This is a genomic window from Leptospira fletcheri (genome assembly GCF_004769195.1).
In the GTDB taxonomy this organism is placed as follows: Bacteria; Spirochaetota; Leptospiria; order Leptospirales; family Leptospiraceae; genus Leptospira_B; species Leptospira_B fletcheri.
Map to the genome: position 1 here is coordinate 149903 of NZ_RQET01000004.1, position 12020 is coordinate 161922.

General features: G+C 47.4%; 13 protein-coding genes. 6 read left to right on the top strand and 7 right to left on the bottom strand.

Going from position 1 to position 12020, the window contains the following annotated elements:
- Positions 1-33: 33 nt before the first annotated feature.
- Positions 34-378, bottom strand: a complete 345-nt coding sequence (locus EHO60_RS04045; protein WP_135766894.1) for a TIGR04452 family lipoprotein — start codon at positions 376-378, stop codon at positions 34-36.
- 149 nt (positions 379-527) lie between these two features.
- On the opposite strand from EHO60_RS04045, the gene EHO60_RS04050 reads away from it, so the two are divergent.
- The 3 genes from EHO60_RS04050 (at position 528) to EHO60_RS04060 (ending at position 4522) form a co-directional block, all read left to right on the top strand.
- Positions 528-1319: a M15 family metallopeptidase gene (locus EHO60_RS04050; RefSeq protein ID WP_135766895.1), complete on the top strand. Its 792-nt coding sequence runs from the start codon at positions 528-530 to the stop codon at positions 1317-1319.
- A gap of 243 nt (positions 1320-1562) precedes the next feature.
- The gene (locus tag EHO60_RS04055) at positions 1563-2942 is read left to right on the top strand and encodes a proline dehydrogenase family protein (protein WP_135766896.1); all 1380 of its coding nucleotides are present in this window, start codon (positions 1563-1565) and stop codon (positions 2940-2942) included.
- The gene (locus EHO60_RS04060; RefSeq protein ID WP_135766897.1) at positions 2939-4522 is read left to right on the top strand and encodes an aldehyde dehydrogenase family protein; all 1584 of its coding nucleotides are present in this window, start codon (positions 2939-2941) and stop codon (positions 4520-4522) included. Before EHO60_RS04055 ends, EHO60_RS04060 begins: the two co-directional genes overlap by 4 nt.
- Here the strand turns inward: EHO60_RS04060 and galE are convergent.
- Together galE and lpxA are read right to left on the bottom strand one after the other, a co-directional pair.
- Positions 4517-5488 (bottom strand): UDP-glucose 4-epimerase GalE, encoded by a 972-nt coding sequence (gene galE / locus EHO60_RS04065; RefSeq protein WP_135766898.1) that lies wholly within the window; start codon positions 5486-5488, stop codon positions 4517-4519. The genes EHO60_RS04060 and galE overlap by 6 nt on opposite strands.
- On the bottom strand, positions 5485-6264 hold the full coding sequence (lpxA, locus tag EHO60_RS04070) for an acyl-ACP--UDP-N-acetylglucosamine O-acyltransferase (protein WP_135766899.1): 780 nt from the start codon (positions 6262-6264) through the stop codon (positions 5485-5487). The genes galE and lpxA overlap by 4 nt, the downstream gene beginning before the upstream one ends.
- 167 nt (positions 6265-6431) lie before the next feature.
- Here lpxA and EHO60_RS04075 point away from each other — a divergent pair, with 167 nt between their 5' ends.
- A complete protein-coding gene (locus EHO60_RS04075; protein WP_135766900.1) occupies positions 6432-6779 on the top strand; it encodes an Hpt domain-containing protein in 348 nt (115 codons plus the stop codon).
- A gap of 62 nt (positions 6780-6841) precedes the next feature.
- Here the strand turns inward: EHO60_RS04075 and EHO60_RS04080 are convergent, their stop codons facing one another.
- The 4 genes from EHO60_RS04080 to EHO60_RS04095 form a co-directional block, all read right to left on the bottom strand.
- The gene (locus tag EHO60_RS04080; RefSeq protein WP_135767939.1) at positions 6842-7984 is read right to left on the bottom strand and encodes an N-acetylneuraminate synthase family protein; all 1143 of its coding nucleotides are present in this window, start codon (positions 7982-7984) and stop codon (positions 6842-6844) included.
- Between the two features lie 100 nt (positions 7985-8084).
- Entirely contained in the window at positions 8085-8885 is an 801-nt protein-coding gene (panB, locus tag EHO60_RS04085) for a 3-methyl-2-oxobutanoate hydroxymethyltransferase (protein ID WP_135766901.1), read from the bottom strand.
- 9 nt (positions 8886-8894) lie between these two features.
- Positions 8895-9329, bottom strand: coding sequence for a 2-amino-4-hydroxy-6-hydroxymethyldihydropteridine diphosphokinase (folK, locus tag EHO60_RS04090; protein ID WP_135767940.1), 435 nt, complete (start codon positions 9327-9329; stop codon positions 8895-8897).
- Entirely contained in the window at positions 9329-10198 is an 870-nt protein-coding gene (locus EHO60_RS04095) for an ATP-binding protein (RefSeq protein WP_135766902.1), read from the bottom strand. Before EHO60_RS04095 ends, folK begins: the two co-directional genes overlap by 1 nt.
- 368 nt (positions 10199-10566) lie before the next feature.
- Between EHO60_RS04095 and fcpA the strand changes: the two genes are divergently transcribed.
- Entirely contained in the window at positions 10567-11490 is a 924-nt protein-coding gene (gene fcpA, locus EHO60_RS04100) for a flagellar coiling protein FcpA (protein ID WP_135767941.1), read from the top strand.
- A gap of 133 nt (positions 11491-11623) precedes the next feature.
- Positions 11624-11998, top strand: a complete 375-nt coding sequence (locus EHO60_RS04105) for a hypothetical protein (protein WP_135766903.1) — start codon at positions 11624-11626, stop codon at positions 11996-11998.
- Positions 11999-12020 lie beyond the last annotated feature (22 nt).

The window sequence follows — 12020 nt, forward strand, 5'->3', positions numbered from 1 at the left end:
TTCTCGGACAAAGAGAAATACCGCGAAACGAATTCAATATATATAAGGTACGATCAACTTATCGGCTTCCAAATTGCAATCGAAGCCGCCGATCTTCAGCTCGCTTAAGTTGATCAACAACGCCCGATTTGCGCAGTTGTCTACGTCCGTTTTGTTGTAGTATTTACTTTCATCCACGTTCGCCAATTGGTAGGATACCAGGGCGATAATTGACGAGGAATTCGGACTTACGGAAGCTCCGATCACGGCGCTAGTTACGATCCGATTCTTAGCCTCGTCCCCCTTTACTTTTTCCGGAATCGTAATCCCGACCTTATCGATCAAATAGCAATTGGCGAAAAAGAAAATCGGCAAAAGAGCCGGAAAGATACGTTTCATCCTGGTTTTCCCTAGAAGTTTTTTTACAGAAGATTTCACATTTACGACGACTTCAATCGAATTTCCGTCCATGTCAAAAGAGCAGCCTGGAATTTTGCTCGATCTAAAATTCCTTTTCCGAGATGCCCTCCGAAGCAAAGTGGAGAAATATGCGAGTTCCCTCCCCGTTCCGTTTCTTCACTCTCTTGTTCGTTACCACGACCTGGTTATTCGTACAACCCATATTTGCGGAATCCGATACAGGTTTGTATCTGGGAATATCGCCTGTTTCCTATTTATTGGGATCTTACTCTGCCGAAAAAAATCTAGTCGTTTATAAAAATCCGGGGGACTCGCGGATTTTTTATCTGAGACAGGAAACTCTATCCGCATTTTTAAAACTGGTCGAAGCATACAAAAAAGACCATCCCGAGGAAAGGCAAATTCCGTTCCTGGTTTCTGCCTTTCGTTCGTTTAACGATCAGAAGGGGATCTGGGAGGATAAATTCACGGGAAAGCGTAAAATGCGAGAAGGGGTCCAAGGAAAGAGCCCTCTGCAGATCGTAAGCCTGATTCTGGAATATTCGAGCGCGCCGGGAACTTCCAGGCACCATTGGGGAACGGATATAGATATCAATTCCCTGGAGAATTCCTATTTCGAAAAAGGCGGTCGCGGGGATAAACTGTATCAATGGCTCCGTAAGAACGCCTCCAAATACGGGTTTTGTCAGCCGTACTCTCCTAAATCGGAACGAGGAAATAAAGGCTACGACGAGGAAAAATGGCACTGGTCTTACGCGAAGTTGGCCAACGATTTCCAAAAAGATTGGGAAAGGGAATATAAAAAAGGCAACCTTACCCTGACGGGAAAATTTTTGGGTTCAGACGTACTTGGAGAACTGCCAATGGAATACGTCGGCTCGGTAAATCCGGAGTGTAAATCGATCTCCGGCGGGAAATAAGTACTAGCCGAATACCCGATTCCGAATTGCGTTCCTAATCTTCGATTACCGAACGTAAAAAAGTTTATTTCAATCCGTTTAATTTTCCGGCATTCTTTCGGAGAAAAATCATCCGCCGAAAAATATTCTACTTTTATAAGTTTCATAAAGATTCAAGTTTCGAGAAACCGCTCTGGGTTTGTGGAAAAAGAAATCTTCCTCGGACTTCGACGATCGGTAGTGAAGCAGAATACTCGTAGAAAAATGAATCCGGGACAAGAACGATCCGAAAACGCAATCCCGTCTCTGGAGGAGAAGACGATCCAAAAAGGGATTTCCATTTTTTCCGCAGGAGACGAATTCGAACCTTCGATTTTCAGTTCGTATTCCATCTTTTCCAAGTCTCTTTCCTTTTTGGACGATAGACCCGAATTGAAAGTCCAAGCCTTCCGGTTCGCGGATGTTTTCCCTACGCTTCGGAACTGGATACAAGTCGCGGATCATATTCGGTTATATTTTTTACAGACCCGGACAGAACTCCCGGTTCTGTTAAAATTCGCGATGAGAATCGCGCTGTCCAATCCGATCACCGCGTTTCTTCTTTCCTTTATCACCGGCAAAATGATCCTTTTCTTCGCGAAGTTTTTCATAGTAGGCAGGAATTACGACCAGGCGAAAAACACCGTATATTCCAGATACAAATTAGGAATTTCGAATACGATAGACATTTTGGGAGAGGCCGTGCTTTCCGAACGTGAGGCCGGGGAATATTCCGAAAAATACCTTTCGTTGTTGGAAGGTATAGCGGGGGATCCGATCCTACAAAAACTGAATCCCAATCTACCCAATCCGAGCGCCAACGGAAATATCTCCGTAAAATGCTCGGCGCTGTTTTCCCAATTAGATCCTTTAGCTTTCGAATATTCCGTTTCCGTGTTAAAAGAAAGATTGCGTCCCATTTTCAGATCCGCCGTCACCAAAAACGTCTTCGTCAATCTCGACTTAGAACAGTATGAGACCAAGGATCTGATTCTAACGGCAGGATTGGAACTTTTCTCGGAGCAGGAATTTCTCGATTATCCCCACTTCGGATTGGTAATCCAAGCCTACCTTCTCACCTCCTTGCAGGACCTGGAAAAAGTGATCACCGTTTCGGGTAAGAGAAAGTTTCCTCTTACCGTCCGTTTGGTCAAAGGAGCTTATTGGGAATTCGAAGTGGTTCAGTCCAAACAAAAGGGTTGGGAACCTCCCGTTTTTCTCACCAAACCGGAAACGGATCTGAATTATGAAAAATGCGCCGAACTGCTACTTAGATCCCATCCCCGTATTTTTCCCGCTTTTGCCACGCATAATGTAAGGAGCATGGCGCACGCTCTCGCGTTGGCCGAAGAATTGAACATTCCGAAAAAAGATTACGAAATTCAAATGTTGTATGGAATGGGCGACCCTTATAAAAAGGCCCTTCGGAAATTCGGAATTTCCGTCCGTGAATATTCTCCGATAGGCGAAGTAATTCCCGGTATGGCTTATCTGGTTCGCCGGCTACTGGAAAATTCCACGAACGAAGGGTTTTTAAAGAACATCTACTCGAAGAAAAAGGATAGAATCCAACTTTTAGAGATTCGAAAGAAGGCTGCTATATGAATTCCGGAATAGATTCGATCGCTTTGAAAAACGAAGCGATCCGCGATTTTACCTTATCCCGAGAGAGAGAAAAGCTGCAAAATGCGGTACAGGCTCTTCGAAAGAGACTGCCCATTCAGGTGTCTCCGATTCTTTCCGGTAAAACGGTCTCTTCTTCCGAATCTCATCCGGTTTTCAACCCTGCAAACCTAAGCGAGACAGTGGCGAAAGTGTCGTATGCCGATGTTCGATTGGCCGAACAAGCAGTCTCCGTCTGTTCCGACTTTGCGGAATCTTGGCAAAACGAAACCCAAAATAAACGGAGCGACATTCTTAGAAAAACTGCACAGTTGTTGCGTAAGAATAAGGACGAACTTACCGCATTGATGATCCTGGAGGTCGGAAAAGGAGTCAAGGATGCCGACGCGGAAATCGCGGAGGCCATCGATTTTTGCGAATTCTACGCACAGGAAGCCGACAAACTTTCCTCTCCTAGAATACGGAATCTGGAAGGGGAAGACAATTCGTTTTTCTACAGACCCAAAGGATTGACCGTCGTAATCGCACCCTGGAATTTTCCTTTGGCCATCCTTTGCGGTATGACCGTAGCACCGCTAGTAACCGGCAATACCGTTATTATGAAACCGGCGGAACAATCTTCAGCGATCGCGTCTATTCTTTACGGTTTTCTAAAGGAAGCGGGAACCCCTGACAAAGCTTTGCAATTCCTGCCGGGGAAGGGAGAAGAAATCGGCTCCTATCTGGTGAAACATCCGAAAGTTCATACGATCAATTTCACCGGATCCCGCGCAGTCGGATTGCAAATGATCCGTGAAACTGCCGCACTCGAACTGAAATTCATCAAAAGAGTCGTGGCCGAAATGGGCGGCAAAAACGCGATCATCGTGGACGAGGATGCGGATTTGGACGAGGCGGTTGCCGGATCGATACAGTCGGCCTTCGGATTCCAAGGCCAGAAATGCAGCGCTCTCTCCCGTTTGATCGTATTAGAATCTTGTTATGAATTGTTCAAAAAAAGATTTTCGGAGGCTCTGCTTTCCTTAAAACCCGGTCCCCCGGAGGATCCTTCGTCCAAAATCGGTCCGGTGATCGATTCCGAATCCAAGACAAGAATCGAAAATCTTTCCAAAAAATTCGCTCCGAATCTCCTTCAAAAATTGGAGATCTCTGCCGATCTGAAAGAGAAAGGAAATTACGTGGATGCAATCCTGCTGGAAAGCAAGGAATTCGATTCCGATCTAGGCCAGGCCGAATTCTTTGCACCCATCGTGACCCTATTCAAAGTTCGGAATTTCGAAGAGGCGATCCGGAAAGCCAATGAAGTGGACTACGCTTTAACCGGCGGCTTATATTCTAGAAATCCGAAAAATATTTCCTTAGCCAAACGACTCCTAGAAGTGGGAAATCTATACATCAATCGAGGGATCACAGGTGCCATCGTAGACCGCCAGCCTTTCGGCGGGTTCAAACTCTCCGGAGTAGGAGCCAAGGCCGGTGGACCGGATTACCTGAAACAATTCGTAGAGCCGGTAACCGTGACGGAAAATACTATGCGTCGCGGATTCATTCCTGAATTATGATTGATCCCGATAAACGGACCAGCTTGTTTCGAGGATCGTTTTAGGATCGCTATAAAGGCACTTCCAACCCAAAAGCCTTTCAGCCAAGCTTGCCTCGGCCCATAATTTCGCGGGATCCCCGAATCTTCTCTCCGATAATTTATACGGGATCGACTTTCCTACGACCTTCTCCGCTAATTTAAGAATTTCTAATACGGAATATCCCTTTCCGGTCCCTAAATTTACTGCTAAGGATTTTTTTTCCCGAATGATGTATTCCAAACCGAGAACGTGGGCGGAGGCTAAATCGCTTACGTGAATATAATCTCTGACGCAACTTCCGTCCGGAGTGTCGTAATCCGTTCCGAATACCTCCATGCCGGATCTCATACCTACCGCGGCTTCCATAACGATCGGAAGAAGGTTTGCAGGAGTTCGTTCCAACCCTTTAACTCTGCCTAAAGGATCGTATCCTGCCGCATTAAAATAACGCAATGCCGCAAATTTGATTCCCTTCAACTTATCAAACCAGTGTAGATTCTCTTCTATGGCGAGTTTGGTATAGCCGTAATAATTCTCGGGATGCAACGGGTGGTTTTCATCCAGCGGAAGATATCGGGGAGTTCCATACACCGCCGCGGAAGAGGAAAACACGAAATTCTTCGTGCCCTTCCGCTCCATAAATGCGAGCAGTTGGATGGAACCGGCAATATTATTCAGCGCGTATTTGGACGGATCCGTCATGGATTCACCTGCGGCTTTCCATGCGGCAAAATGAAAGACTGCATCGACAAGCTTTGAAAACGCCTTTTCCAAAACGGACGTATCGTGGATGTCTCCGACGACCAATTCCGCTTGGGGGAAAAGATTTTTCTCGTTCCCCTTTTGCATATTATCGACTACAAGAACCTCGTAGCCTTTGTCCAATAATAGTGCGACGACGTGACTACCGATGTAACCGGCTCCCCCGGTGACGAGAACTCTCACCTGTGATCCATTACCCCGCGGTCGCTGTTCTTAAAGAACGCGATGATGTTGAGAACTTCCTGGCGATGGTTTCCCTGCTTTTCCAAAGCTTCCAAAGCCTGGCTATAATTCATTCCGGAATGATAAATGACCTTATATGCCTGCTTGATGGCGGTCCTGACCTCGGGGGAAAAACCTCCCCGTTTCAATCCCACCGTATTCAATCCGACAATCGTACACGGATTTCCGTCTGCTGTGGAATAGGGAGGAACATCCTGAACTACCTTGGCACAACCGCCAATCATCGCGTAATCGCCTACAAAGCAAAATTGATGGACGGCGACTAATCCGGAAATGAAAGCCTTGTTTCCTACGGTCACGTGGCCGGCAAGAACCAAACCGTGGGTAAGAATATTACCGTCTCCCAAGATACAGTCGTGGCCGACATGCGCATTCCCCATAATATAATTTCGATTTCCTATAACTGTGGGGGAATCCGTCTTCGTACCGCGATGAATATTCGAATATTCCTTAAACGTATTATGATCGCCGATGATCGTTTTGGTCGGAGTGGCGGCGTCGAAGCCTAGATCCTGGGGCACGACTCCTATAACTGCTCCATGAGAGACTCGATTGAACTTTCCCATTTCCGTGCCGGCGAAAATACGGACTCCGGTCTCGATAATCGTTCCTTCTCCGACCACCGTATCCCTTTCTATGATCGTGTAAGCTCCCACTTCGACGGATTCGTGCAATTCTGCCTTTGAATCTACTATGGCTGTTGGGTGAATTTTCATTCTGTTTCGCCTCTTAAATCTCCGAGAATACGAAAAACGACCTGGATTTTTTATTCAAGCTATAAATAATTGGGGGAAGGCTCGTCTTCGAAGGATCCGAACCGCGTTCGATTCGTTCCAATAAAAGAAGCCTTATTCGATCCATTTTTCGGCTAAGGGGGAAAAGTATGTTTCTAGATTGGTCCCGCTTGAACGGCCTGAAGCAAGGCGACGAAGAAGAAGATAGGCTCTGGTTGGAAGACATGATCCGTTCTCTTCGAAAGAACATGAACATCCGTCTGGAGAATATAAAATCCTTCGCAGCACAACGAAAATCCGAGGAACTAAGAGCGGAATTGCACCAAACCAAAGGAGTCGCTGCGAATTTCGGCCTGGCTTCCTTACAGGGAATAGTCACCGAGGCGGAAGCGAAATTGAAACAAGGAGACTTGACCGCCTGTTTAACGTTATGCGAAGACTTACCTGACATCTGGGAAAAAACGAAAAACGAACTGAAAACGAAATTCCCGGAATAGAATAACTTGCGAATCCTTTGCCGGAAGGCGGAACTCCTACCGGCTGCGAAGTTCTGATCGATTTATTTTTTCCCCTTACGCTCCGAAAAATAAGAATCCACCTGATCCGTCAGTGGTCGGATTTTTTCTTCGTACGTCAGAATCGCTTCTACCGTTTTTTCGTACAAAGTCATAAGTAAGGCCTGTGCTGCGTCGCACATCTGCTCCTTGCGGAACTCTTCGACATGCAGAGTCTCCGTGATGGACCCGTCCGGATTGAAAGGTAGCGAAGCCAAAAGGTTGGAGACTACGATCTTATCGTCCCCTGCAACATGGCTAGGATCGAAAATCACAGGTAGGATGGTCTGGTTCTTCGCGTGAGTGATCACGTTCAGATCCGGAGTATTCCTGCAATACCCTTCCTTGATGAATAGAGTCTTTACACCCCTTTCGCAAAGGATAATATTCAAATTTCCTTGATTCGCGATATATTCCGCCGCGGAAAACCACTCGATGGCCTCATTGCCGAATCCTCGCTTCAGGATAACGGGTTTTCCCGTGCGGCCCACGGCTTCCAGCAGTTCGAAATCCTGTGCGTTTCTGGTTCCGATCTGAATCATGTCCGCGTGTTTGGAGACTTCCTCCGCCATGGTGTGATCCATCACTTCCGTAACATAGGGAAGACCCGTTTCTTCTTTTACCCGATCCAGAAGCTTGATCCCGTCCCAACCCATTCCTCTCCAATCCGTAGGTCTTGTTCTGGGTTTAAATGCTCCTCCGCGAAAAACGATGCGGTCGAGGATTCCGAATTTTTTTCCGATCTCGACCGCTTGCTTCGCGATCGTAACGGTTTGTTCGTAGGTTTGGGGAGAATCCGGTCCCACGATGAAAATGTGTTTTCCGGTTCCGAATTTTCGCACGAGACCGTCCGCGCCCTTCACTTCTACGATTCTATTTTCGCGATGAACCACTTCTCCGTTCTTGCCGGCAGCGGTGCGGGCGATATTCTTATACGGCAAAGACACGTTCCAAATTCGAGTGACCCCTGGGAGTTCCTTCACATAGCCTTCTTTTTCGGAGATATTTCTAGTGTCTCCGATGAAATGAATGGTATCCGACACCACCGCTCCTCGGATGATTTCGGTCTGGTTACCGCATTCACCGGCCAAAGCTTTGATCTTCGCTTCCGTTTCCGGGTGTCCCTTCTCTAGTTCGACTATGTCCACGTAGCCTCCGCCCGGGTACGGGCATCCTCCCGTTTCGGGAGACATTCTCGTTCCAGGCTTTCCTTAAACCGCAGAACGTCAAGAAATCCGTGGAAATGACTCAGTGAGAATGTTCCGGCCCGGGAAAAATTCCTTCCTTCACTTCCTGGACATACGTTTTCACGGCTTCGAAAACGCCGGAACGACCGTCCATGTACGTCTTTAGGAACTTAGGATGGAAGTCTTTGTTCAATCCGAGAAAATCGTATAACACCAGGACCTGGCCGTCGGTAGACGATCCCGCTCCGATTCCTATAGTCGGGATCGGAATGGACGAGCTGATCTCCCCCGCTAAAATGGAAGGGATCAATTCGAACACGACGGAAAAGGCGCCTGCATCCGAAATCCCTTTAGCTTCGTTTAACAATCTAACTCTGTCCTCTTCCGCTTTTCCCTGAATCTTATGTCCGCCGAACACGTTCACCGACTGAGGAGTCAATCCGATATGCCCCATAACGGGAATACCGATCCTCTCCAATTTATAAATCAGTTCCAGAATTTCCGGTCCGCCCCCTTCGAATTTCACCGCATCGCAACCGGATTCCTTCATGACTTTTCCCGCGGAGCGAATCCCATCTTCGAGAGAAACTTGGTAGGACAAAAAAGGAAGGTCCACTGTGATAAACGTATTCGGCGCACCGCGACGTACTGCCTTTGCGTGATAGATCATTTCATCCAGAGTGACGGGTAAGGTACTAGTTTGGCCTTGGACCACCACTCCCAACGTATCCCCTACTAAAATGGAATCCACTCCCGCTTCTTCCAGAATACGGGCGAACATATAATCGTAGCAGGTCAGCACGCCGATTTTCTTTTCCAAAGGTTTTTTCCCTTTCGGGAAAACTTTATTAACGTCCCTCATATTTCGTTCCTAAGATATCTCGAACGCGTCGGCAAGAGATCCTTCTCCCAATTCTTCCAATAACTCCCGGACAAAAGGACGCGTAAACAGACTATGGTGCGGAAGGTGCAAACCTTTCTCGTGCAATCGGACGCGATCGTAAACCAGTATGTCGATATCGATCGTCCTAGGACCCTTATCCGCGGTTCTCACCCGCCCCATTTCCGTTTCGATCTGCAATAAAACGTCCAACAATTCATGAGGAGGCAAGGACGTCGCGATTTCCAGAACCTGATTCAGAAAATCAGGCTGGTCGGTCACTTCCAACGCTTCCGTGTTCAAAGGAGTTCCGCTTCGAACCAGTCGGATTCCGGGTTTTCCCGAAATCTTACGGGCGGCTTCCTCGAGAGAAGCTTGCCTATCTCCGAGATTTGCTCCGAGGCAAAGAAAAACGCGATGTTCCATCATGATTTCGTATGCACCGCGTGAGTTAATCTATAATCGGAACAATCCAAATGGATCTCTTTGGTCATCTCCATTAAACGGGAAAAAATCCTTCCTTCAGCCTTGTCTTTCCAATCCGAAAGCGAGATATTGGAGGTCAATACGGTTACTTTCTCCTCTTCGTACCTGGAATCGATCAGATCGTAAAGCTGCGAATTCGCCCAATCGGATTCCTTATTCGCACCGAAGTCGTCCAATACGAGAACTTCCACTTCCATGAACTGCTTTTTGATCGTCTGTTCCATCCCGTGGATCTGACTGTCTTTTTGGTACGTATCCCGGATCGTGGAAAGAAAATCCCGATTGATTTTGGCGTATTTGCATTCCAGTCCATAACGAAGAATCAATTCGTTTAATATAGCACATGCGAGAAGCGTTTTTCCCGAACCTGTATTGCCCCAGAGATACAATCCTTGGCGTAAAGACCCCAATCTTTCCCACTCGCTGACCAAATGGTTCGCCCAATCATGAGCGACAAAGAAACCCTGCTCACTGGTCGTAGTGATGTTCAAATCCATTCTATCCAAGGTTCTATATCTGTACTTCGCGGGAATTCCGGCCTTTTTAACCAAAGATTCGATGCGATTCATCTCCTCTCTGGCGTCATGGCAAACGCAGGACATCATCCTATTTTGGCTCTCATCGTAGATCATGAAAGGCGCTCTACCTCTGGACGGACAGGATCGGCACGCTTCACTCATGCAGGAGCAAAGCACCAAAACGCCGGAGGATGAATTTTGAACATTCTCCTCCAGCAAAAAACCCACACCTTCACAAATCCTACAACCGGGAGAACCCGCTCGAATCGGAGTTAAATTCTTTAAGTTCATGCCGACAAACCGAGTCTATCGGAGGACGAAGGAAGAGAAACAAAGAAAATCGCATATAGAGACGGAAAACCGTCTTAGTATGGAAAAATCTGCTGGTATTCCCTGTTCCGTATTCGATTCTGGAGGTCGATTCCGGCGGGAGAGAAACCTCGGAATTCGTACGCGAAAACATCTATCGGAGATCGGTCGAACGCATTGGACCGGAAAAGATTCAGCGATTATGTCGCAAATTCGTTAAAAAAGGGAAAATTTTTCTCTCGCGGGTTTATCTAGAACACCGAGCAACCGATAGTTAAACAGGAGAAAAGGACTTTGCCGTTCTTTTCCCGAATCCTATCTTTGAAAGAGAAGGCACAGGTGTGAGCACTATGAAGGTGATGAAGACTATTTTCGTTCTTCTGGCCGTGGTCGGACTCAACCTCTCCTTGTTCGCACAGAACCAGCAGCAAGGCGGAGGACAACAGAACCAACAAGAGGCCAAAGCGGCGGCCGATAAGATCGACGAACTCCTCAAAGGGGAACTCGTTCCCGAGGACGACGACAAGAACCTTACGGAAGAGCAGAAGCGTCGGAAGAAGGTGATCCAAGAGCAGGAAGCTGTTTGGAAGAACCCCGACTTCAAAGGCTATGACAAAAACTTCCAGGAACTCCATCAGCTCTCTAAGGCTTTCGCGAACAATAAGTTCCGCCTGGCCCTGACCAGCTACCAATCCGGAGTCAATACCATCTTAAAGATGCGGGAGTCTGTCGAGCAGTATCGTAAGGAAGAAGCCGAGAAGAAGCGTTTGGACGAGAAGTGGTATTGGCAAAAAGTCGACCGCAAAGCGCGCGAAGATCGCGTCGTCTCCAGACAGAAACTCGAGGCAAAACAATTAGCCCTTAACTATTTTACCAAAGCGGTCAACCATTTGGACGAGATCAAGAACCCGGACCTGCGCGAACGTGCAGAGTTTAAGCGTCTCTTGTCCGATGTTTATCGCTCTTGGATCATTACGGAGTACGACCTCCAAAATCTACCTCAATGTATCCCCATACTTGAGCTCTATATCGAGGTCGATGAAAACGAGAAGGAATATCCGGCTCACAAGTATCTTGCTAGCTGCTACGCCTTCGAAGAAAACATGATCAAAAAGTACGGTGGTGCCAGCGAAGATCAGATGTTCAAATTCCGTCATAAGAAGAACATTCACCTTCTCCGCGCAACCGAGCTGAAATATGGAAAGGATTCCCCCGAATACAAACACATCGTCGCTCTGATCAACAAGGACGAAGTGATTTCGGTCCGTCCTTAACTCCTCTTTCATAAAAAGGATAATCAAGCCTCGGCAATAGCCGGGGCTTTTTTATTCCTACCGACTAGGTCGAAAGATCTTCCTTTTTCAAAAAAATATTGCGCCTACGGGATTCCTAGCTTACCCAAGTGGGATGTCCCTCTTAAGATTTCTCCCAGGCCCGAAGTTTTTCCTAACGATCTATCTCATAGCTCTCCTGCCCGCCTTTACGGAGAACTTACAGGCCTGCCGCCAGGATTACGACTGCACCGCCGGAGCGATCTGCATCAAACCCCAAAATTCCCAGTACGGAGTTTGTCTGGGAGGAGATAGCCCCGGTCGGTCCAACGACGACTATCTAGATCCGGATCCTACGGATCCCTACTTAGGAACAACCTGCAACCAGACCCTCAATTGTACGAGAGGGAAGATCTGCTTCAAAACGGGAGACAGCGAACTCGGAGCTTGCATCCCCCAAGGTTGGATGAAGCGGAAAGATGTGAAAAATCTCCTAGAAAAGGGGAAATAACTCCGGGCAAATCACCGAAAAA